Origin of the sequence: Reichenbachiella sp., from assembly GCF_039944555.1 — a bacterium.
Taxonomy (GTDB): Bacteria; Bacteroidota; Bacteroidia; order Cytophagales; family Cyclobacteriaceae; genus Reichenbachiella.
Genome location: NZ_JBDUYN010000007.1, coordinates 1209316 through 1231832 on the forward strand (window position 1 = coordinate 1209316; position 22517 = coordinate 1231832).

At 42.3% G+C, this 22517-nt stretch carries 19 protein-coding genes; 6 read left to right on the plus strand and 13 right to left on the minus strand.

The genetic code is table 11. The features are described 5' to 3' along the window. The 6 genes from ABJD64_RS13730 to ABJD64_RS13755 all read right to left on the minus strand — a co-directional run bounded on the left by ABJD64_RS13730 (position 1) and on the right by ABJD64_RS13755 (position 9031). Entirely contained in the window at positions 1-999 is a 999-nt protein-coding gene (locus ABJD64_RS13730) for a hypothetical protein (RefSeq protein WP_348179468.1), read from the minus strand. A gap of 147 nt (positions 1000-1146) precedes the next feature. Then, positions 1147-2100, minus strand: a complete 954-nt coding sequence (locus ABJD64_RS13735) for an AraC family transcriptional regulator (protein WP_348179469.1) — start codon at positions 2098-2100, stop codon at positions 1147-1149. A gap of 248 nt (positions 2101-2348) precedes the next feature. Next, the gene (locus ABJD64_RS13740; RefSeq protein WP_348179470.1) at positions 2349-2945 is read right to left on the minus strand and encodes a sigma-70 family RNA polymerase sigma factor; all 597 of its coding nucleotides are present in this window, start codon (positions 2943-2945) and stop codon (positions 2349-2351) included. A 182-nt stretch (positions 2946-3127) separates the two neighbouring features. Next, positions 3128-4525, minus strand: coding sequence for a SusD/RagB family nutrient-binding outer membrane lipoprotein (locus ABJD64_RS13745; protein ID WP_348179471.1), 1398 nt, complete (start codon positions 4523-4525; stop codon positions 3128-3130). Between the two features lie 7 nt (positions 4526-4532). Continuing rightward, the gene (locus tag ABJD64_RS13750; protein WP_348179472.1) at positions 4533-8006 is read right to left on the minus strand and encodes a SusC/RagA family TonB-linked outer membrane protein; all 3474 of its coding nucleotides are present in this window, start codon (positions 8004-8006) and stop codon (positions 4533-4535) included. 11 nt (positions 8007-8017) lie between these two features. Further along, positions 8018-9031, minus strand: coding sequence for a FecR domain-containing protein (locus tag ABJD64_RS13755; RefSeq protein WP_348179473.1), 1014 nt, complete (start codon positions 9029-9031; stop codon positions 8018-8020). 390 nt (positions 9032-9421) lie between these two features. Here ABJD64_RS13755 and ABJD64_RS13760 point away from each other — a divergent pair, with 390 nt between their 5' ends. Continuing rightward, positions 9422-12493, plus strand: coding sequence for a lamin tail domain-containing protein (locus ABJD64_RS13760; protein ID WP_348179474.1), 3072 nt, complete (start codon positions 9422-9424; stop codon positions 12491-12493). A 155-nt stretch (positions 12494-12648) separates the two neighbouring features. Continuing rightward, positions 12649-13599 carry a hypothetical protein gene (locus ABJD64_RS13765; RefSeq protein ID WP_348179475.1) on the plus strand — a complete coding sequence of 317 codons (951 nt, stop codon included), beginning with the start codon at positions 12649-12651 and terminating at the stop codon, positions 13597-13599. Between the two features lie 54 nt (positions 13600-13653). Here ABJD64_RS13765 and ABJD64_RS13770 read toward each other — a convergent pair whose 3' ends face one another. Both ABJD64_RS13770 and ABJD64_RS13775 read right to left on the minus strand, forming a co-directional pair. Then, positions 13654-14124 (minus strand): DUF2231 domain-containing protein, encoded by a 471-nt coding sequence (locus tag ABJD64_RS13770; protein WP_348179476.1) that lies wholly within the window; start codon positions 14122-14124, stop codon positions 13654-13656. Between the two features lie 17 nt (positions 14125-14141). Continuing rightward, the gene (locus ABJD64_RS13775; RefSeq protein WP_348179477.1) at positions 14142-14474 is read right to left on the minus strand and encodes a hypothetical protein; all 333 of its coding nucleotides are present in this window, start codon (positions 14472-14474) and stop codon (positions 14142-14144) included. Between the two features lie 116 nt (positions 14475-14590). On the opposite strand from ABJD64_RS13775, the gene ABJD64_RS13780 reads away from it, so the two are divergent. Beyond that, positions 14591-15253, plus strand: a complete 663-nt coding sequence (locus ABJD64_RS13780) for an RNA polymerase sigma factor (protein ID WP_348179478.1) — start codon at positions 14591-14593, stop codon at positions 15251-15253. A 24-nt stretch (positions 15254-15277) separates the two neighbouring features. Here the strand turns inward: ABJD64_RS13780 and ABJD64_RS13785 are convergent, their stop codons facing one another. The 4 genes from ABJD64_RS13785 to ABJD64_RS13800 all read right to left on the minus strand — a co-directional run bounded on the left by ABJD64_RS13785 (position 15278) and on the right by ABJD64_RS13800 (position 17556). Further along, entirely contained in the window at positions 15278-15481 is a 204-nt protein-coding gene (locus tag ABJD64_RS13785) for a hypothetical protein (RefSeq protein ID WP_348179479.1), read from the minus strand. 203 nt (positions 15482-15684) lie between these two features. Beyond that, complete coding sequence (locus ABJD64_RS13790; RefSeq protein ID WP_348179480.1) at positions 15685-16545, minus strand: hypothetical protein; 861 nt, start codon at positions 16543-16545, stop codon at positions 15685-15687. A 114-nt stretch (positions 16546-16659) separates the two neighbouring features. Then, complete coding sequence (locus ABJD64_RS13795) at positions 16660-17049, minus strand: YciI family protein (protein ID WP_348179481.1); 390 nt, start codon at positions 17047-17049, stop codon at positions 16660-16662. A gap of 78 nt (positions 17050-17127) precedes the next feature. After that, entirely contained in the window at positions 17128-17556 is a 429-nt protein-coding gene (locus tag ABJD64_RS13800; protein WP_348179482.1) for a DUF2177 family protein, read from the minus strand. Positions 17557-17891: 335 nt separating this feature from the next. On the opposite strand from ABJD64_RS13800, the gene ABJD64_RS13805 reads away from it, so the two are divergent. Then, complete coding sequence (locus tag ABJD64_RS13805; RefSeq protein ID WP_348179483.1) at positions 17892-18938, plus strand: histidine kinase; 1047 nt, start codon at positions 17892-17894, stop codon at positions 18936-18938. Next, the gene (locus ABJD64_RS13810; RefSeq protein ID WP_348179484.1) at positions 18935-19654 is read left to right on the plus strand and encodes a LytTR family DNA-binding domain-containing protein; all 720 of its coding nucleotides are present in this window, start codon (positions 18935-18937) and stop codon (positions 19652-19654) included. Before ABJD64_RS13805 ends, ABJD64_RS13810 begins: the two co-directional genes overlap by 4 nt. A 57-nt stretch (positions 19655-19711) precedes the next feature. Here ABJD64_RS13810 and ABJD64_RS13815 read toward each other — a convergent pair whose 3' ends face one another. Then, the gene (locus tag ABJD64_RS13815; RefSeq protein ID WP_348179485.1) at positions 19712-21826 is read right to left on the minus strand and encodes a hypothetical protein; all 2115 of its coding nucleotides are present in this window, start codon (positions 21824-21826) and stop codon (positions 19712-19714) included. Between the two features lie 454 nt (positions 21827-22280). On the opposite strand from ABJD64_RS13815, the gene ABJD64_RS13820 reads away from it, so the two are divergent. Continuing rightward, the coding region (locus ABJD64_RS13820) for an integrin alpha (RefSeq protein ID WP_348179486.1) at positions 22281-22517 on the plus strand (237 nt) is incomplete at its 3' end.

Below are 22517 nucleotides of genomic sequence, written 5' to 3' on the forward strand. Positions count from 1 at the left end.
TCAATTGAAATAAGATATCATGGGCATGTCAGCCATGGTTCGTAGACCAGGCTTGGCGTTAAGAATTTGTCGTGCCGCATTGACCGTAATGGCACAAGTGGCTATATCGCCATTCACGCCTCCGTCTATTCTTGATTTGATGTTGGGTGATCCTACTATTTCTATTTCGTCATAGGAAGATTGTTCACCAACAGCAGCTTGAAATTCCAGTTTAATTTTTTGTTCATCACCGATATATCCAGTTCCGATCTGCCTCACGCCAGTCGCCTTGCCAGATTTGATCTGAATCTGGTCATGTTGTACATCTGCTTCGGCCAAGACAGGAAGTATTTCGTCTGTAGTCTTGGTGAGCTCCCAACCCAGTGAGTTGGCAATGAATTGAATGGATTCAGTAAGTCCTACGTGCCTAAGACGACCAGAATTTTTTCTCTTCTCGAATTCATCGGGAGCAAGCCCAGCACCAATTTTTTGCTGGAATGGTCTCCTTCTATAAGCAGCATTTTGATATCTTTTGACCTTAATGCTCTCTACATCCTGATTGAGAGCAGTCATAAAGGACGGCAGCGCATCCATCAAAAAGCCAGGGTTAACCCCGGTACCCAGTACGGATACCTTTTGTTTCTTGGCCAATTCGTCTATTCTAGAAGCCAACTCCGGCGAGCAATCCCAGGGATAGCTCAGTTCTTCGCAAGTAGAAACCACAGAAATTCGGTGTTTCAAGATCTCCTCAATCTGTGGATAAATTTGTTCCATCGTGGACGAGGTGGTCAATACCGCCACATCGGGCTTAGCGATATAAATCGCCTTGGCAACGGACTCTCTGATGATCAATTCCGGGTGTGCTTTATGATTGAGGTCTTGCAGGGGTCTGCCGACCAAATCGGGGTTATTATCTACCACTGCAGTAGTCATAATACCTCTGCGTTGGGCGATGAATTCTGATATCTTCACGCCTAACGGTCCCATTCCTATTTGCAGTACCTTTATTCTGTTTTTCATGCGTGTTTAGTTGCTTTCAGTAGTTCTTAGATTGGCCATAAATTCGATGATAGAAATTGCGTGTTCGATTCGCCATCAGTCTATTATTATGCCTGAACGAAATTATCGATGTACGCATGATTTGGCTATGCCAATCTTGCGAACTAACTATGCAGATATTGCTAAAATCTGCCTTGGATTCCTGTATTCTTTCGGGCTTACCTGAAACCTCTTTCTGAATAGTCTGCTAAAGGAGCTGTGACTGTCAAAGCCACAGGATTGAGTGACCGCTTGCACACACATATCTGAATTTTGCAACAAGTATTTTGCATATTTCAAACGTGCCTGAGTGAGGTATTCATATGGCGTAATTTTTTGCAGCTGCTTGAAGGATCTTAGAAAATGGCAGGTAGAAAGTGCTGAATGACTTGCAATTTCTTGTAAGGTCAATTTTTGTGTAAAGCGTGAATCCATATAATCCTTTGCCACTCGTATGCGCTTATGCATTTCGATTCTGGTTTCTCTTTTGACATCTGCTAGTTCATCTATCTCACCGAGCATACCAAAGTGATTTTTAACTAAAAGCAGCATCAAAGAATAGTGCATATTTTCAAAATAATTGGCCTCTTGATCACCACTGAGAATGGCTTCTTTCAATTCAGTCAATAGTCTAGATATGGCAGGTGTTTGGGAATACACTCCGTTTACAATATGATCTGCCATGTATGAGGAGTCAAAGGGATCATCTAACAACGTTACCTGTGATTCACTCAGGGTACGCTTGACATCGTTTATCACGTCGTCTCCAAAGGCGACAATGACTGATTCTATGGGTGCTACTGAATTGATCTCACTGGAGTACTTCTCACCTTTGTTTACCACTAAGTAATTATCAGGACTGAGTCTGTATTTTTTGTCTCCAACATCATAGTGCTGATATCCGTCTAATACACCGCGAATGGTAAGTCTAGATACATGCTGACCAGATGCTAACTTTCTTGACTTGATATAAAATGAATTTCCGGAAGATTTGACATTTACGCCAGCGCCATGTACCGAACATACATTGTCCCCCGGAATCGCCATTTTGAGGCTATCGCAATACGAACAGGTGTCTTTCATGATTTTCAAATTTTAGTTGAGGGTATGTAGGCATCTGGTCGGTAGACAGGCTGGGTCATCGCACCAACTATTGGAGATCCATGTTGAATCTGTATGAATGAGATATGCTGACTTTTTCCTATCATTTGTAGATAGGACTATCACTTAGCAATTTTGTACTGCGATTTTTTTTATTTTTTAATAAAAAAGTCAGATTTAGCCTGAAATGAGCCAATAACGATAGGAATAAGGCATGAATTTTATAAATACTAAGCAAATAAAAGTGTCAGTACCAGCAGCAATCGTTTCAAGACTTTCATCGACTCATAAATACTGTTTCTGACAGACTGATATTTGATATCTAAGGATTCTGCGATTTCATCATAGCTCATTTCCTGATAGAATCTTAGGTAAACAATTTCCTTTTGTTTGGCAGTCAGGCTTTGGAGTGCGGTCTCCATTTGTTTCTTCATGCTTTCGTCAGCTTCTTGATAGATAATCAAGTCTTGCACAGAGAGGCTTACGTCGTTTTCTAAGAAAACTTCCTGATTTTTGGTCTCTATTTTCTTTTCTGCGGCGAACTTGTCTAGAATGGTGCGCCTCAACGCCGTAATCAGATAAGATTTAATGGTATACTGTATAGAGATTTTCTCTCTTTTTTCCCAAAGCTTGATGAATAGATCCTGAATACAGTCTTTGCTCAATTGCTCATTTTTGGAGCATTTTAAACCAAAATAATACAAGTCACTGTAGTACTGATTATATATATAAGACAGCGCATTCATATCCGATTGAGAAATAAGATTCCAAATTTCCTGATCTTTTAGTGACTCATACTTCTCATGTTGGCTCTCCTCTATTCTCATCCTTATGTGCTGCGTGATGCCGGACGTATTTCTCTTTTTTTAGATGCCAGCAACAGCCAAAAATAATATTACTTTTAAAAAGTGTTTAGAAAATCCAAGAATATTAGATGTCTGCCCAATAGCATCGACCCAATTTGTAGTGAAAACACAATTACCTAAGCGTGGTCTTCAAGCCTGAACGCTTAATTTCTAAAAGCCCACAAATCTTGATCGAGTAAGTGTCCCCCCTGGCGTTCAATGGCTTGCGTCATATTTTCAAGGTTGGCATTTCGTTCACTTATCGGATACAAATATCTCCTTGGCACGACCTTGGATGGATTGAAGCTTTCATTGGCATCAGCGGCAGGATCAAGCCTTGGATAACCTGTCCTGCGATAATCTACCCAGCTTTCCAGTGTTCCTTGTGAAAAGAGCGCCACATATTTTTGCTCCATGATGAATTCCAGCTGATCTTCGTAGGTAGGTTGATCAAAAAGATCACCAATGCTGACTTGGTACGCACTGTAGTCAGCGATACTCATAAGATTCATATTAGAGGCAATGGCTTGTTGCAAAAAGGCGTCGGCCTGGGCCAAATTTCCGATCCTCAAATTACATTCAGATTTGATAAAAAGGATCTCCGTATAAGAAATGAGTGGAAGTGGAGACTCAAATTGCGTCCAAAACAGGTCCCTATTGTTTCGTTGGTATACCAAATAATCATTATTTTCTCTAACGGCATACTTGGTTAACCTGGGATCACCGTACGCATTCATTAGTGTGAACAAGTAATCTCCTAAGGCCAGTTGATTGGCGCGGTCGTCTCCGAAAAAGGCGAAGGTATTGGCTTCATTTTGGCTATTGCCATAGGGAAACCAGGGTACATTTTCATCGGTCATTTCTGCCCCGGCATCCAACGCATTCAATGCATCTACGGCCGCCTCTGTATGGCGTTTGGACAAATGCAGGTAGTATCTGGCTTTAAGTGCTCTTGCCGTAGCAGTCCAAGCACTAGCATCTCCGCCAAATATCAGATCTGTTTGGTCTGGACGAAGTGCGCCTGGCGGACCGGACAAATCTTCAATGGCCTGATCTAATAAGGATTGTATATGCTCATAAATTTCCTCTTGCGTATCATAAGACGGTTTGAAATTATTGCTAACAAATGCCTCCTGAAAGGGTACATCGCCCCAAAAGGTAGTGGCTATACCTAAATTCATCGCCATCAATATTTTGGCAATACCTGAATAATGAGGCGCATCGACTGCCTCACTTTTTTCAATGATCGTATGACAATCTCGCATGGCCGCTGAATAGAGTCCTGTCCTCCAAAATTCATCCATCGTATTTTCGTCAATCAAATACACAGAATAAGACTCGGTTTGCCCCTCTATACCTTTGAAATGCTGAATCACCGATCCGGTGACCCTAGCACCAATCGAAGATATATTTCGGGCGGTTTGTGCCAAAGCCGAAGGCAAAATCACGGGTATCTCCACATCAGGAAGGGTAGTGGGATCTAAATTGGTATTACCAAAATCACAGCTCGACAACCAACTGATCAGCACCATGTATATTGCTATGTTCTTTTTCCAGCTCATTTTGAAATCAATTGATTCTGGCTTTTAATACGATTCCATAACTTTTGGTATTGGGCAAATTGAAGTAATCCCAGCCTTTGGCGTTGGATGGCCCTCGCAGATTGGTTTCAGGATCTATCCCGGTGTAATTGGTATAGAGCAATAAGTTCCTGCCGTACACAGACAGGGCTATTTTACTAAAGCCAGGTAGGCGGTCGATTATTTTTTTTGGCAATTCATACGTGATACTTAGCTCTCTCAACCTAGCCCAGGATCCATCTTCTATGTGTTCTTCGGCCACACCCAAAAAGCCATACTTTCGCCAGAGAATGCCGCTCAAACCATTTTGAGGATTCGCAAAATCAATAGGTGTAGTGTTGACTTCGCCATTTTCATGCACTCCGTCAAACACATAACCGCGTATGTTTCTTTGGTCTGCAGACTCTTGAGATATGCCATGGTAGTTCATGACAGCCTTGGTTCCATTCCATAGGTCACCACCCATTCTGATATCCCACAAAAATGAAAGCGAAAACTGTTTATAGGCGATCTGATTACTAATGCCTGCTGTCCAATCCGGATTGGGGTCTCCTACAAAACCATGTTCGGCATCCACCAACGGATAACCATCAGAGCCAATCAAGAGGCGCCCCTGACTGTCATAGCTGTAGCGGTTGCCATTGAAAACTCCATAAGCCTGCCCGGGAATGTTGAGTGAAGAAATGTTAGAAAATGAAGCGAGAGAAACGTTATCCACATCCGGAGCCAGAGACTTGACCAACGACCGGTTACGCGTAAAATTCATGCTTATATTCCAGCTCCAATGAGAATTATCAATTAGCTTGCCTTGCAAGGCAAACTCAATTCCTTTATTCTGCATTTCACCAGTATTTCTGACAATAGACGTGTAGCCACTGGGTGCAGGTACGGTAATAGTCACCAGGGCACTGGAAGTAACCGCCCGGTAATAAGTAAAGTCCATGCTGAGCCTATTGTCAAACAATACGAAATCACCGCCTAATTCAAGTGTTGTGGTCAATTCTGGTCTGAGATTGTCGTTGCCTTTCCTGCCACTCCTTTCGAAGGCATTGATACCAAAGGCAGGGAAGTTAGAAGGCTGCAGCTGACCGTCACCATCAATGATACTGTTTCTGTAGAAATCCTGTGTTTGATAAATCTGCGGAGCATTTCCTACCTGACCAAATGAACCTCTCAATTTTATTCGGTTTACGATATCAGACTGGTGTTTGAACGCATTCATCAATTCAAAACCAACACTTGCGGCGGAGTAAAAGAAGGAATTATTGTTCTTGGGTAAACGAGAGGACCAATCATTTCTGCCAGCGAAATGAAGGAATAGAAAATCCTTATAGATCATATTCAAATCAACAAATACACCTGCCAATTTGCTTCTGGACAAGGATCGATCTGAAGATACATCTGTCGCATTGCTGATATCGAAGAATCCAGCTACCGAAAACTGCCTACCTGCGGAAGACTTCGTCTCAAAGTTTTGACTATAGTAGTTGTGACCCAAAGTGCCCTGAAAGGTGAGCCAATCGGTGAGCCGTTTGTCCATATTGAGATAAACATCGGTATTGATTCGTCTGGATATACGAGTCACCTGATCCACTCTTCCCCTGGGTTCGGATGCTGAATTGACATCCCAGGCAAAATCCCGGCTGTCTGTAAACGAATCAAATCCCACCTTGGCGACCAGTGACAGCCATGATAGCAGTTCGATGTTGGTGTTTACTGTACTAATGATTCTGTTGACATTGTCCTCATATGGGTTTTTGGCCACTGACCAAAAGGGATTGTCGTAAGAACCATTGGCTCTATAGGCCCGTTGGGTTTTGTCAGGCAATTGATACGTCAGAGGATCATTTAAGGCAGATTTTCCCTGACTGCCATTGCCAATATCAAAGGTCGGTGTGTTTCTGAACAATCCAATAGTCACTCCTGATATCGTTGAGCCACGACGTGTCCTCTTACCTCCTGAATTAACCAGGCTGGTAGAAACCCCTAAACTCATTCGGTCATTCAACTCAAAATCGACGTTGGCCTTGAGTGAAGTTCTACCAAAATCAGCGCCAGGAACTATGCCGCTTTCTTTAAGATGGCCAAAAGAAAAATAATACGAGACTGCCTCAGATCCACCAGTGATTGATAGATTGTTATCAAAGCGATTGCCTCGTACCCAAAAAGAACCATAATCATCATATGCCTTAGCTGGTACACCATTACCTTGACCAGCAGCGACAAGTCTACCATTCTTGTCATAGGGATATTGACCATCGCCGTCGAACTCTAATTCACTAATCAGCGGACCAAATGAATACGCTTCATTTGTTTCTGGTCCTCTATAAGTCCAGGCGCCAAATCTGGGCCTGCCCTGTGCGTAAATGTTCTGTTTTGGCGGCAGCCTATTTACCTCGGACACACCAAATTCCGAACTAAAATTGATCACGGGCTTCCCTTTTATACCTCTGTGCGTAGTAATCATTACGGCGCCATTAGCTGCTCTGGAGCCAAATAGCACAGTGGCTGCCGGCCCCTTGAGAATCGTGATTTTTTTTATGTCGTACGGATTGATATCTATGGCCCGGTTAGACACATCTACAGAGGAGGCCGTGTTACCAGAGGTAGTATTACTGATCAGCATACCATCCAATACAAAAAGCGGGCTGTTGGTCGAATTGATAGATTTATGTCCTCGTATTCTGATGTCCGCTGAGGCTCCCGGTGAGCCCGAAGAGGAAATAACCTGAACGCCTGCAGCTTTGGCGCTAATAGCACTTACCAAATTGGACTCGTGTGAATTGATGACGTCGTCGGTGGATACATTGTGAACGGAATAACCCAGTTCTTTCTTTTGCCTGTCCAATCCGGTTGCAGTCACTACCACTTCGGACAGCTGCGTCTGATCCGGAATCATGGCTACATTGAGCACTGCCTGTTGGTCAACAAACAGTTCCTGCTTCTTATAACCGAGATAACTGTAGGTCAGCTTAGTATCGGTCGGGTTCAGTTGAATGCTATATTTTCCATTTATATCAGTTACTGTACCGGCGTTAGTTCCGTCGATCAAGACAGTCACACCGGGTAAGGCCATACCATCTGCTTCGGACCTAACCTGCCCTGCGATCTCCACTTTAGCCGTGTTGATTTCAAGTTCTTTGATTACATAGGTATCCGCAGAGATCTGAATAAATTGTAAGGGTGAGACTGCCTCTATTCGAGCCAATACCTCGTTCAAGTCAAGGTCGGACGATAAAGCAATTGTGCTGGTTTTTTCTGCGATTACATCAGGTTCATAGATAAATCCAACACGATATTGAGATTCTAGCTGCTGAAGTAAGGTCTTAAAAGGCGGCTTGGAAGAATCGGAAACCTTATCGTTTGATGATTGTGTATTTTGGGCAGAGAGGTCTTGGGTGAAGACTAAGGCAAGGCATAAAAGAAATAGGGAAAACCGATAACTGGACACACCTATTAGCATAAAATGAGGGATCAATAAATCACAATATCCTTATTTTCATAGTCTACATTTACGTCGAGCGTGCTCTTGATGGCGTTGATAATCACCTGAAGGTCTTTATCAGGAACCACGCCAGAAAGTTTTCTATTGCGGAGCGCTTCTTCTTTGATTTGGACACTTACTCCAAATTTATCCTGAATAACGACTGACAATTCTCGCAACGTAGTCTCGTCTAGTATAATTTTATCTTCTAGCCAGGCATAGTAATAGGCATCATCCCTGCTACCCTTTTCAAAGGTATGGTCTGTCAAATCGAAATGGACTACCTCTCCTGGCGCCATTAATAGTTCCTTATTTCCCTTGCCCATTAGTCGCACACTGCCTTCTTTGAGTGCGATGATGACGCTTTCATTTCTTTGTAATACATTGAACTGCGTACCCAATACTACGACATCCAATCCGCCAACGTGTACAACAAATTCAGGATTTTCCTGATCCGGGCGCTTAGTCACATGAAAAAAAGCTTCCCCTTCCAACCACACCTCGCGTTGACTTCCATCAATAATAGCTGATCGCATCGATGAATGTGATGCCAGATTTACTTCGGTTCCATCGGCAAGTAAAAAGTTTAATTTCTCCTGGTAGTTGGTCACATGGGTCGAGGTTTGACCAGTCTCTGTAGGTTGTGATTGAAACCAGGCAAATCCAAGTAAGAGCAATACAGCAGCTGCCGCATACCTCATGATTGGCATAAAACGTGATTTGGCGGCCGGTTGGCTCTCTTCGACTATAACTTGTTGGTCTGATGTACTCTTTTCAAGAATAGACTGGACTTTTTGCCATTCTGCTTGCACCACCTCTTTGGCAACAGCCTTTTTCTCAGGTCTGAGATTCTCCATGACGATGACAGCTTCATCAAAGATCTTCTGCTCTACCTCACTAGCAATGGAAAATTTCTGGATCGGATCCATTCTATCCTTAGAATAAAACCAATTTTGAAATTCCTCATCGGAAATAAATTCCTCTACCGTATTTGACTTGTTCATCCTTAATTCATATCCAAAGATGTCTCTGCTGAGCCATCTTTACTTCTTACAAAAATATAGCTGTTGGCGAGATTTACCAAAATAGCACCAAAACGTACGCTTTAAACATTTACAACGAGAAAGGCTCAAGCATTCTTGGTGTCATCTACTGGGTAGACGGCATACTTTTCATATTGTACTGTTGATTTCTGCTTTTTATTCAAAAAAATTATTTTGCGCCGACTTCGGACTCATTACGCAATATTTTTAGAGTGTAGTTCACCGCAATCCCGTATTTCATTCCTTGCAAAACTCATCAACTAACTCGTAATCAGTCCATTAAAAATAGAGCTAATAGTACAAAATCTAAATTCTACTGTCTTCTTATTGATAACCAAATAATTAGATCATATGAATAGATTTTTACTAGCATTAATTTTATGCGCATCCATCCTGTCTGTACGTGCTCAAGAAGTAGCCTCTGGCGACTTCCTGGCCTACATCGAGAGTCGATTAGCTGCCTTACCAGGCAAAGACGCCAACGACTTCAGCGAACCAACCACCACTCAAAGTAACCTCTGGGCTCAAGCAATGATTGAATTGATCAATGGCCAGTATGCCTTATCACACGCTACTTTGTCTAAACTCAACTATCGCCTTGTTAAATACACAGACAACGTGAGTGGATCAGTCTATTATATGGCAGAAAAATTATCTGGTTCTACTAATCACTGGGGCATTTATGTGCTCAACACGGCACCTTTGCGTCCAAACCTGATACTACAAGCTCCTCACCCCAAGTTTGACTCTAAAACCGGATCTCAAGCTGCTTACGTGTTTAGAGAAACACATGCCCGTGCCTTAACACTCAGTGGAACGCATCGTTGCAATAGTGGCATCTCATCAAGTTGCTCAGGAACGACTGAGGCATGTAGCAGTGGCACACCGAATACCTATAGAATTTCGGACAATGCCCATAATATCAAATCGCCCTTTCAATCTACCACAGAGCTGTTGCTTCATGCCATTTCCAATTCCATTTTTGTACAGTTGCATGGCTTTTTCAAAACGAGCTCCGATCCTCATGTCATCATGAGCAATGGCACGAGTTTGGCGCCTACAGGAACAGACTACCTTCTTCAACTGCGCGATGCCTTGTACTCACAAGATAGTGATTTGACTTTCAAGATTGCCCACCTGGACAATTGGACCAAGCTGACCGGCACGACCAATGTCCAAGGCAGATTGATCAACGCCGCCACAAACCCGTGCCTGGATGCGTCGCCCGGAAACAACGGTCGATTTATTCACCTGGAGCAGGAAAAATCGAGATTGAGAAGCGATGTATCCGGCTGGACAAAAGTAAGTAATGCCATTGCCAGCGTATTTCCTACAGCACTGGTGATCAATGAAATTCATGCGGACCCAGCTAGCGGAGCTTCCGGAGATGCCAATGGAGATGGTATCAGGGATTCTTCCGAAGATGAGTTTATCGAATTGGTGAATACGGCAGCAGTACCTATTGATCTTAGCGGATTCAAAATTTATGATTCCAACTCCCAATTTTTGCAGAGACATGTTTTTCCCACCGGTACCATACTATCACCCGGTAAGGCCATAGTCATCTTTGGTGGTGGGTCCCCTAATGGTTCATTTGGCAATAGCCTGATTCAAACTGCCTCTACCGGAACACTGGGCATTACCAACTCCAATGAGACCCTGGTGATACATAATGCTTATGGTCAATCCATTATGTCCTACAACTATGGCAGTGAAGGCAACAACAATCAATCCATCACCCGATCGCCGGATGGATCAAATACCATCATGTCACAACACAGTTCCGCGTCCGGTTCTGGTGGGGCACTGTTTTCACCTGGGACGCGCGTCAATGGGTCCGTCTTTTCATCCATTCATTCCCCATTCCTGCTCATCAACGAAATACACGCCGATCCTGCCAGTGACATCAGCGGAGATGCCAATGGTGACGGGATCAGGAATTCATCCCATGATGAATTTATCGAAATCGTCAATATCGGAAGCGATGCAGCTGATCTCGCCGGATACCAGGTTTACGATGCGAACTCGCAATACCAGCTTCGTCATGTCTTCCCTGTTGGATCGACTTTAGCGCCGGGACAGGCGGTGGTCTTATTCGGTGGTGGTACACCTGCTGGTACATTTGGCAATAGCTTGGTCCAAACCGCATCCACAGGGGCGCTGGGCATCACCAATACCAGTGAGATCATCGAAGTTCGTGATGCGGCCGGTAACTTAGTAGCCATGCATATATCCGGGTCGGAGGCCAATGACAACCAGTCCGTGACACGATCCTCAGATTGGTTGGGTACGGCACCGCTGGTCAAGCATTCCTCCACTACCCATTCCTCTGGTAGCTTGTATTCTCCTGGCGCACAAGTAAACGGCTCCGATTTTGGTGCTCCGATAGCGGCATTTTCTACCGACCTGACCGATATTGCCGCAGGGCAATCTGTCTCCTTTACAGACTTGTCTACCGCACACCCTTACCAATGGCATTGGAGTTTTGCCGGGGGGACACCGGCGACGAGTTCACAACCAAATCCCACTGTGACCTACCACACGGCTGGTACTTATTCGGTGTCACTGACGGCCACTAATGCCGCGGGAAATGACATCGCTTCCCGGACAAGCCTTATCACGGTGATCACGACTTGTAGTGAGCTGGACGATGAAGATTTTGAAAGTAGCTGGGGTATATGGAATGACGGCGGAAACGATTCGTACAGAAGTAACGAGCATGCAATTTTTGCCAACTCCGGTAGCTATTCCATCAGACTGAGGGACAATACCAGCGAATCGGTCATGACGACTGATGACCTCAACCTGCTAAGCTATTCGTCTATAGAAGTCTCTTTTTCATATATGGCCAACTCCATGGACAACAGCAGCGAGGATTTTTGGCTTCAGGTCTCTACTGATGGCGGCAGTTCATTTTCAACAGTGGAGGAGTGGAACTATACAGACGAATTTGTCAACAACCAGAGATACCATGAAACGATCGAAGTATCCAATATTGCATTCACAAGCAACACGCAACTGAGATTTAGATGCGACGCCTCATCCAACCACGATCAGGTATACATAGATGATATCGAAATCAAAGTTTGCGGTTCGAGTGGAGCACGTACTTTGAGCACCGCTACAAAGGAGGTGGCTCCTGATGAGGAAGAAAATGACGTCCAAAATATTAAACCTGAAACAGTGTTCCCAAATCCAGCTTCACAATCGGTAACCATTGACCTGACTACCAGGATGGGCCAAAAAACTGATATTCATGTCATGAACCTTCAAGGCAAACGAGTGCTGAGTCATCACCTCGCTGAAGTCAGCGAACAGCGGCTGGTACTGAATCTTCAGGACTTGCGCAATGGAGTTTATCTAATCCAGATTGATTCCGAGGACAAGCCAAATAGTTTGACTAAACTGATTATTAACAAATAATCGGTCAGAAGATAACCAGCTCCCCTCCCGGGCACCCTGTTAGGGTCTGGACCCTAACAGGGTGCCCGGGAGATTCGAATTATTTGGGCGTCAAAGTAGGGTAAAACTTATATCCACAGTAGTATATGTTCAAAAGCAATTAAATATTACTGGATATGAAAGATTTAAGAATAGTATTATTGATGGTTTTAGTATTTGCCATCCTAAGCGCTTGTAACGATGACGATGAGGTAGTACCAAGTAAATCCAAGACTAGCTCAACGCCTACACCAACCCCTACGCCAACTCCGACTCCCACTGGGGAAACGTCCGCTGAAGGTATTGTGGCTATTTACAACGTCAATGGAAATGAGATCACGCTCAACAAGGAATACAGTGTGAATGCATCTTATGCCATTTATGCCAGCAAGGAGAAACACAAAGAAGTTTGGAATTATTTCACCAAATTGATTCCTGAGAGCGCCAGACCACAACTGAAACGCCTGGTACTGGTGGCAGACGACAATGCCGACTATGCCGCTTATGTGGCTCCCGTAGATGAGAACGCACAAGATCTCTCGGCCTGGGAAATGGGGCTTAATTTCACTGCACTATATATAGATGGTTTTATGGACAAACCCGAAACCGGCTATACCATGATTCATGAGTTCGGGCATCTACTTACGCTACACGCCGGTCAGATCGACTCAAAGATTTCGGAATCTTCCTGCTCTTCATTTTTCACAGGGGAAGGATGCACCAAGAGCAGCTCTTACTTAAATTCCTTTTTCGATGACTTCTGGAAAGATATCTACGCAGAGCTTACACAAAGTCAATCGTCTGGTCAAAATCTATACGAAAAATACAAAAGCCGCTTTGTGACAGGCTATGCTGCCTCAAACCCGGGAGAGGATATTGCCGAAAGTTTCACACACTTTGTGCTGAAGTTAGACAAAGCCAGCGGTAGCACGATGGCAGATAAAAAAATCAATTCGTTCTATGATTATACTGAAGCCAGCACTATTCGAGATCAAATCAGAAAGAACCTCGATTTTGAGTATGCGCTGTCCAACGCCCGAACGTCACAAAGACGAGCTAAAAGAATATGTCGACATCAACATAATTGATTCCATAAAACATCAAATAGCGGTTCAGTAAGCACCCGTCTGTCGCACTTAAAATCAGCGATTTTTAGTATCGATAGGTGGGTTGCTTTTTTTTGCGCCTATTCTATGTCTGAAGACCAGGTCTCCACCCAAATGATTGGAAAACGCCATCCCGATAACCAAGACGGTCAAAGTGAATATATAGATCATAGAAGGCTGTTCATCAGCGTTGAAATGATTGTACCTAAGTTTAATGGCAACCGCGAAACCAAACATCCATAGCACATTCAATGCGCCATGGATAGAAGCCGTGCGAAAAGCCTTACTTTCTGCCTGAATCTTCAGGTAGTCAATAATGCCGAACAGAGCGGCCAATAAGGAGGATAAAAAGGCGAATAAAAGAGCGTAATACGCGGATGCTGAAAAAGACAAATTCGATTGGTAAATCCCCAGACTATCCATGACCAGAGAGAACGGATATAGCGCCGATGGAAAATGCACCAGTACCACATGTACCGGATGCATTTTCTCTTTCAACCTGCTCAAAATCGACATTTAGCTTTCTACAGAACAGTCATTAATAATAGCAAAAAAGCAACCACCGCTGCTCCGGCGTGGATCAGTGCCAGTGGCTTGGGTACGGTTTTTCCTCCAATGTCTTTGGCAAACAGCAGGAATCCACCTAGCGCTGCCACAACAAAAAGAATTAGTGGAACCATCAGGCCTCCGGGATTTGACATATAGTAAACAATGAGCAGCACCAAGCCTATAGCTGCGAGTGCTCCATGTGCGTAGACTGCTGGTTTTGACGTTGTAGCTCCCTTGAGCACTTTCATCAGAATGGTCAGGCCAATCACTGCGGCCAGGGCGAAAAGTATTATGATCGTGTATATCATGATATTTGAGATTTTAGGGTTAGATCAGTAGTGCAGCGAATAGTTACAAAAACCCTTCTTTTTTTGTAACTTTTATTATTAGAACCACTCTAATCTCAAATAATAACCAGTATACCATGCACTACACCCCTACATCTGCCTTGACCTTAGCCGCTGACCCTAGCATCACCGACGAATCTATTGTCGGACGCGTACTGGGAGGAGAAAAACAGGCTTATGAGGTAATTATGAGAAGGTATAACGAACGACTGTACAAGATTGCCCGTACGTACGTCAAAGATGAAGATGCCATAGAAGATATCCTTCAAGAAACCTATGTGAAGGCCTATGAGAATTTAGGAAAGTTTGAAGGGCGTTCTCAATTAAGTACCTGGTTAACTAGAATATTGATCAACGAGGCACTCGCGAGCATCAATAAAACCTCTAAACTGGATGCCTTCTCGGATCAGATTGTTTCACCTGATATAAAAAAGGTGCAAAGTGCCGAGCATCAAGTAATCAGAAAAAACATGCAAGAGGTCATTGAAAAGGCAATAGATGGCTTACCGCAAAAATACAGCTCTGTCTTCGTGATGCGAGAACTCGAGGGCATGAATATCCGTGAGGTAGCCCATGCGCTAGATATCAGCGAAGAGAATGTGAAAGTGCGCCTGTTCAGAGCTAAAAAAGCATTGCAAGAAGTACTAAGAAAAAGCATGGACGGGATGAATCTCTACTCCTTCGGTGGCCAGCGTTGCAACCGCATCACCGAACAGGTAATGAATAGGATCGGGACGTGACGGATTATTAGTTTATCCGAAATTTTAATACCCACATTTCATTTTTTCTTGTCGCAAATTGAGTTTGTCTACAATTAGACCCAATCTCAATGGATCTATTTCCCTTTCTGAGATTTCAATGAGTATGTATTCCGGGTTTCGAATTTCGAAATCCGAAATATCTTTAATGTTGAGGTTTCTCAGATAGTATATCGCTTTCTTTAGATTGTAACAGATTACCTTTTTCATAGCTTCGATAGTTAAGTTTTATCCAAGATAATCACATCAAATATTCGAACATTTAATTTTCGGTGAGCCAACAGAAATTGGAGACCAAAGTTATAAAACCATAGATTTCTGCAATTTCAAGAAAATCACGCCGCAAATACAACGCTCTTAAATAAGGATAAAGCCGTATTAATAATTATCCAATTTATTTAAGATTCAGTCTGTTACTCTGAAGTAAAGGGTACTTCGAGTACTTTTCTGCTTCCGGAAGCCATGATTTTGGTTATCTGGTGGGGTTCTTTGCTGGTAAAGGCCATTTTGAAATAATAGTTAGTCGAATTATCTGTTTTGGTCAAAATCAATCTGCACTCCTCATGTGTTTTTCCTTCTAATTCTACGATGCTTGCCGGAGGCTCTATTCTATCAAGAACAAGATCAAAAAATTCTTCTCCCTTTTGTTTAGACGAAAAGTAAGCAGTTATGAATTCTTCTTTGGTCTTCCCTCCCTCGTCATGAAAGAAATCAACCAACTTAACAGCTAGCGCTTCATAAGGTGTTGTCGCAAAGACCAAGTCCTTTCGATCTGGCATTCTTTCTTTTTTACTTGTTGTAAAATTTTGAAGGTAAGCCAACACGTCTTTCGATTGTTCTCCACCAGCTTTTGCATGATGAATCATATCTAAATCATGAGGCCCCTTTGCTGTTACCATGGTAGGGTATTTGGTCAGTGTTTCCTTGACCGTCAATAGGTCGCCGAGCATTGCCGCGGTAAACAAATTATATCTGGCTCCTTTCTCAATCAGATACATGGCTATTTCCCTATTACCCATATGGCTTGCGGCCCCAAGCGCCGTTTCAAAATCTCCATTACCCCAGTCATGCGAAGCATTCAACAAGGTGGGCGTTTTGGTTAGCAGATTATTTACCTCTTCGAAGTCTCCATGGGCCACCTTTACAAATTCATATACCAATTCGTGGTCAAGCGCTGTGGCCTGGTCTATAGCTTTTGCAAAAAGAGTATGAGGCAAGAGTGTAATTCCCAACGATGAGATAATTCCTTTTTTTATAAATTTCTTTCTATTCATGTTGTTAATGTACGAGAGTTCCTAATTAGTATTTGGCCAAGCCTGGCCCTGTGAAACAGATACTCATAAATATGAAACCAGGGTTACCATTTTTGCAGTTAAGTGAAAGTACTATCAGTTGGATTCCAAGCTCAGAAGCCCTTTTTCTGTTATCCAAAGTTTTATCTTATACTTAAACCTTCCAGCCATAACTGCAGGATCATTATCAACCCACAACCTAGCCTCGTCAAGTTGAGAGGTATTTAAAATAAATAAACCTCCACCATCCATAAACGGACCAGCTAACAAGAGCTTCTTTTCTTCAACCATCCGCCTGATGTTAGCCATATGTCGAACCTGAATTGACCTAGCTTCCTCCTCCCCGAAAGCTATAGAATCATTCGGCATCAACTCCACAAAGCAATATTGGCGGTAGGGCTGCGAAGCAACACCTTGCGCCTGCAAGTCAATAGGACTCAGGATGAACCAAACAAGTACGAGCGAGATTGTGTATACTGTTTTCATATGAAATGTTTAAAGTTGAACTAATGAAAAATGGTTAGAGATGGTTTATGAAAGGAATTAAAGGGTTTAATGGTACCATCACGAAGTCAAAACCTCCTTTTTCATTTCTGTACCATAGAAAACTTTGCATAGGACCACGGCGCCTATCCCTTCTTCGAACAGGTGCCATATGCTGTCTACCAGCACATAGCTCATCGAAAAGTCCCATCTCCCCCAAAGGATTAGATACAACGGTAAGGTGGCCGCAACTCCAAATGTGGCTCCAAACATGAATCCACCAATGAACTTAGGGTTTTCATTGAAATTTTGAACAACAATGAGGGTCATGATCGCAGTTAAAACAAAATAGCCTAAAGCAATTACTGGCAAGTTGAATGCTTCTGGTGGTCTAATGATGGATGGAGAATGACTTAAATAGAAATTTTCCATAATCAAGGCATTCCATAAGCCCCCAAGAACAAACATGGTTAAAAAAGCGGCAATTAGTGATAGTGTTATTCTTTTCATCTGTGTATGATTTGTCTTTTTATCTTCAGTGGCGTTGGTACGCCGAAGCGGGAACCACAAGGGCTCTGATGTATGCCTTTGAGCGCACAATCACGAGACCTGTCGGTTTCATATTCCTAAGCTAAAGAAGTAAAACGAAGTAATGAGGCTACTTCACCGACCAACAAAATATTTGAAGTGAAACACAGGATTTATGAAGTATAATGCGTACCGAGGTTCCCAATATTTGAATTCAAATTAATTACTTTAAGGAAATACTATTTGAGCATACACATTTTATTAACTGTATGGTCACGGCCGAATATTAAATACTTTATTATAGTAACCATTAGCACATGATAAGCATACCAAGGTCTAAAAATGCATGGCTATCGACAGTTTGGGCGGTAATCACTGTGATAGGTATCACTCAGACCATACTATACAAACTCTCTACTGAATCTGAGCAAGGTTGGATGGCGGCATTGAGATCTCCCGTTGTAGCCGCATTGGTTGGCTTAGGTATGATCTTTTTTTGGATAAAACCAGGCTACGAGTTGCTCAAAAAAAAGCCAACTACATTAAAAATTCCACTCTTTCTCCTGCACCTTGTGGGCTATGAAATGATCGCCCTGATGATTTTCTTTCTATTCATTGGTTTTTGGTCAGGGCATCTGTCCTACACCTGGTATGAAAGTTTCGTTTCAGAAGGCCTGATATCCAACTTTCACTCTTCTGCCAAAAGCTACTTCCTCTTTGTAGCCACCATTTTTGCTTACGACTATTTTAGTGAACGAGAACAAAGTATCTTAAAGCAAAAGCAGGTCGAAAACGAGCTGAGCAAAGTCAAAATCAATGCGATTGAGGCCAAATTACAACCTCACTTTCTATTTAATACACTTAACGGGATCGTGGCGTTGATAGAAGAAAATACTGATAAAGCACAAAAGGCACTGATCGGGCTGAGCGACTTACTCCGATTTTCAATTACATTAGAACCAGAAACACTGATTGAAATAGATCAGGAAGTCGAACTCCTTAAGAAATATCTGATGATTGAGCTGATTCGGCATGAAGAACAACTCATTGTAGAATGGAAAATAAAGCCCTCCTCATCGGGATTTAAGATCCCTCCCCTTATCCTTCAGCCGGTGATAGAAAATAGTATAAAACATGGATTTAAAAACCTGGAACAACCCTTACAAATAGTTGTCGAGATCAATTGCGAATTGAAAATCGTCATTATTAAAAACAATGGACAACCGTTGCCGGATTACATTGTCGAAGGTGTCGGATTACGGATTGTACGGCAACGATTGCAAAGTTATTTTTCCAAAGATTCAAATATTAAAACTTATCAAGAAGGTTCTTGGGTCATTAACGAATTAGCATTTGGCCAATGAAAAAGATAAAAACAGTTATCATAGAAGACGAAAAAGTTGCACTCAGAAGGCACATGAAATTTGCTGAAGAAAATGGCAATCTGGAGCTGGTAGGTGTAGCAGAAAGTGGAAAGAAGGCACTTGACTTGATTACTAAAAAAAGGCCACAATTAATCCTCTTGGATATAGAATTGAAGGACATGACCGCTTTCGAAGTTTTGTCCGGACTAAAAAATACCTTTGAAGGGCAAATCATCTTCATCACGGCCTACAACGAATACGCGGTAAAAGCATTTGAATTAGCCGCAACGGACTACTTGCTGAAACCGTATGATAAATCTCGATTTGATCAAGCCATTCAACGAGCAGTGAAGAAAGAGCAGTACTCCAACATACACGCTATTCTGAATCTGGTAAAATCATCACCATATTTCTCAAACAAAAAGATCGAAATCAATGAAGGTGCTGTGAAACACTTATTCCAAGCTGATGAAATACTTTGGATCGAGGCAGACGGGTACTACAGCAAAATTCATAAAGTGGACTCCAGCGAGATACTGGTCAGGAATACACTCAAAGACATGGAAAGCAACCTTCCTGACTCAATCTTCAAAAGGATCAATCGATCATCTATCATCAACACCAACCACATCATCAAAGAATCTCAAAACATCAAACAGCATCACATATTCCTCAAAGGCGACGTAAAACTGAAAAAGTCTCTGGCATTCAAGTGACAACGTGATACTGTTTCAGACGGCAGTTTTGATGTCTGTCACAACCTCCTGAGCCCGTCAATCACAATTGACGTTCAATGCCTGATGGCTGTCCGTAGCCAGGGATGTGAAGTTTTGACCATCAAATATTTTGATACAGCTAAGTCCCGCATTTCTCTTTACGAACAACGTGGTCAACTCTGCAAGCGTACTCACATCTAACTTTGTAAGTTGATTATCCTGGAGATATAAATGAGCGAGGTTCGCGCTTAGGTTCACTGACTCCAATGCATTATCCTGAAGAAATAGGTCTTTTAATGCCGATTGCGCACTTACATCCACTGTCTGCAGTTTATTGTCATGAAGGAACAAGCTGGTGTAATTCGTATTGCTTCCCAAATTGATAGATTCCAACCAATTATCAGAGAAGTTGGTGTCTTTCAATTGTGTATTGGCACTCACGTCCAGGTTGGTCAGTAAATTGCCTTGCAGGTACAGGGTCGTGAGATTGGTATTTTTGCTAAGATCTAAACTTTCCAACAGGTTGTTTTCTACATATAGTTTTTCGAGGTTAACAAAACCTTCGATGCCTGCAAGGTCTTTGATTTTAACAGCCTCATTGGCAGTGCTGGATTGTCTTAGGTCCAATGTGATGATTTGCTCTGCATCTGATCTAAGTATTTTTTGATTGATCAATCCATCCGAATCATCGAGAAAGAGTACCATCATGCGCTCAAAATTTTCATCAGGAATCGTAATGTATTCCTCAGCACCCTCTGAACAACCACCTTCTCTAAACTCCTGACGATCTTCTTTGCCGATGCTTGCGATGGCCTGTCCCGAAGCGATTTGAATGCAGTCTAAGTCAGGATTTCTATCTACAGTGATATTGTAGAGTTTTGACAAACTACTAACATCAAGGCCGGTCAAGTGATTACTTGATATCCATAGGAGTTCAAGGTTGACGTTGTTATTCAGGTTGATAGTTTCAATTTCATTGGCCGAAAGGATCAATGTTTCCAGAGCCTTGTGATTGGTTACATCCAGAGCTGTAATTGAATTCACCCTCGCATTCAGACTTTTTAGCAGCGGGGTATCGCGTACATCCAGCGCTTTCAAAGTATTGTTTTCAACAGACAATGTTTCTAACAGCGGCAAGCTCACACTCACGGTTTCCAATAGATTAAAAGAAAGATTCAAAGAGGTAAGGTTTACAGCTTCATTCAATCCTTCGATTGACGAAAGATCATTGACAGACAAGTCAATCTCTTTTAATCGCTTATTTTCACTCAGGTCAATCGTTGAAAGTTCGTTGGCAAGCAAACTCAGCACTTCCAAATTCTTATTAGTACTGAGTTCGATCTGTTTCAGATTATTGATACCAGCATCCAGGGTAGTTAATTGGGTGTTGGCGGCTAGCGAAAGCACATCGAGTAAGTGATTCCCAACATACAATTCGGTAAGGTTTACAAATGCCTCGATACCGGTCAAATCTTTTATTTTAATAGCTGCACTTGACCCTGTGGCTACTGTCAAGCTTAGCTTGGTCACTGCAATAGCGTCTTCGCGTAAAAGTTGTTGGTTCACAGTGCCATCACTATCTATTCCCAATGCTATAAGCTGCTTTTCAAAATTCTCATCGTCAATCCTAATAAACGCTTCCTGGGTTTTACAGTCGTCAGAAGCTAAGTTTTGATGATCGTCTTTGGTCACGATTGCGACCGACTGATTTTCTGAAATATACACGCAATGAAGATCAGGATTGTTGTTGATTATCATGACCTCCAGCAAGGTCAACTGGCTGATATCCAAACTGGTCAAAGCGTTTCCTGACACATCCAACGAGGTCAAAGCTGTGAGTTGATCCAATTCCAGTTGCGTAAGTTTATTCTTAGCCACATTTAGCGTCTCCAAATCGGTAAATTCTTCAATACCGGCCAGGCTCGAAATATTCCGACCCGAAATATCAAGTGCTGAAACTTGAGAAATATCCGAGGTCAGAATTTTCCCATCTTCTTCTTTTTCGGTATCGATATCGAGAGCAATAAGTGCTCTTTCAAAGTTGGTGTCAGTGATAGTGGTATAAACAGCATCCTTTGGCTGTTTCAATTCTGTTTCTTCAGTACACGAAAAGAACAAAATAATTCCTGCGAATAGCAACAAAATTGCTATCGGAAATTCATCATATTTCATAAAAACTTGCGGGTTATGCTTTGCCTTATAGCCAGTTGTTTTTGTAAGACAGAGTGATCAATTATTTATTGAATGTCAGTCTGACCTATTATAAAAAGTTCTGCAGACATTGGCTTTGAAGAACGCCATTACCATTCAAAAAGATTCAGTAAACAACAAGAAATTTCACAGAATTCGGAACTATTAATAGTTATTTCTTGAGTGACCACAAGACGACATAAATCACAGTCCTAGAAGGCCAAACCCAGCGCTTTAAAAATTTCCAATGTAGGCCATAACTGATCTATTCTTCTTGTATCACTACTTATAGTGATATTTCATTTTACATATTTAAGGCGATGTATTTAGCTAAAGAGAATATTAAATTTGCCTAAGTTGATATTGTAAAAATGCAATTTATCCTTAAATAAATACACTTAATTATATCAACGTTCAAAATAAAAACCACTATCGTATGACCAGCAAAACCACTTCTATTCGCTGTTTTCTTATATTGCTATTCTTTTCATCATTAGTTAGCGCTCAAATTCCAGCCGTGATTGATGCCTCAACCATGGAATTCAATGGTCACAATGGTTTTCATATTCCGGGTATCGACGCCACCACCTATTTGGGCAGAGAAATCAGATTCATTGGAGATATAAATAATGACGGACTTGAAGATGTCGCCATCGGTAATCCGGACGAAAAA

Excerpts from the sequence above, each read along its gene's own strand:
- ABJD64_RS13730 (WP_348179468.1), bottom strand. The coding sequence starts at position 999 with ATGAAAAACAGAATAAAGGTACTGCAAATAGGAATGGGACCGTTAGGC.
- ABJD64_RS13735 (WP_348179469.1), bottom strand. The coding sequence starts at position 2,100 with ATGAAAGACACCTGTTCGTATTGCGATAGCCTCAAAATGGCGATTCCG.
- ABJD64_RS13740 (WP_348179470.1), bottom strand. The coding sequence starts at position 2,945 with ATGAGAATAGAGGAGAGCCAACATGAGAAGTATGAGTCACTAAAAGAT.
- ABJD64_RS13745 (WP_348179471.1), bottom strand. The coding sequence starts at position 4,525 with ATGAGCTGGAAAAAGAACATAGCAATATACATGGTGCTGATCAGTTGG.
- ABJD64_RS13750 (WP_348179472.1), bottom strand. The coding sequence starts at position 8,006 with ATGCTAATAGGTGTGTCCAGTTATCGGTTTTCCCTATTTCTTTTATGC.
- ABJD64_RS13755 (WP_348179473.1), bottom strand. The coding sequence starts at position 9,031 with ATGAACAAGTCAAATACGGTAGAGGAATTTATTTCCGATGAGGAATTT.
- ABJD64_RS13760 (WP_348179474.1), top strand. The coding sequence starts at position 9,422 with ATGAATAGATTTTTACTAGCATTAATTTTATGCGCATCCATCCTGTCT.
- ABJD64_RS13765 (WP_348179475.1), top strand. The coding sequence starts at position 12,649 with ATGAAAGATTTAAGAATAGTATTATTGATGGTTTTAGTATTTGCCATC.
- ABJD64_RS13775 (WP_348179477.1), bottom strand. The coding sequence starts at position 14,474 with ATGATATACACGATCATAATACTTTTCGCCCTGGCCGCAGTGATTGGC.
- ABJD64_RS13780 (WP_348179478.1), top strand. The coding sequence starts at position 14,591 with ATGCACTACACCCCTACATCTGCCTTGACCTTAGCCGCTGACCCTAGC.
- ABJD64_RS13785 (WP_348179479.1), bottom strand. The coding sequence starts at position 15,481 with ATGAAAAAGGTAATCTGTTACAATCTAAAGAAAGCGATATACTATCTG.
- ABJD64_RS13790 (WP_348179480.1), bottom strand. The coding sequence starts at position 16,545 with ATGAATAGAAAGAAATTTATAAAAAAAGGAATTATCTCATCGTTGGGA.
- ABJD64_RS13795 (WP_348179481.1), bottom strand. The coding sequence starts at position 17,049 with ATGAAAACAGTATACACAATCTCGCTCGTACTTGTTTGGTTCATCCTG.
- ABJD64_RS13800 (WP_348179482.1), bottom strand. The coding sequence starts at position 17,556 with ATGAAAAGAATAACACTATCACTAATTGCCGCTTTTTTAACCATGTTT.
- ABJD64_RS13805 (WP_348179483.1), top strand. The coding sequence starts at position 17,892 with ATGATAAGCATACCAAGGTCTAAAAATGCATGGCTATCGACAGTTTGG.
- ABJD64_RS13810 (WP_348179484.1), top strand. The coding sequence starts at position 18,935 with ATGAAAAAGATAAAAACAGTTATCATAGAAGACGAAAAAGTTGCACTC.
- ABJD64_RS13815 (WP_348179485.1), bottom strand. The coding sequence starts at position 21,826 with ATGAAATATGATGAATTTCCGATAGCAATTTTGTTGCTATTCGCAGGA.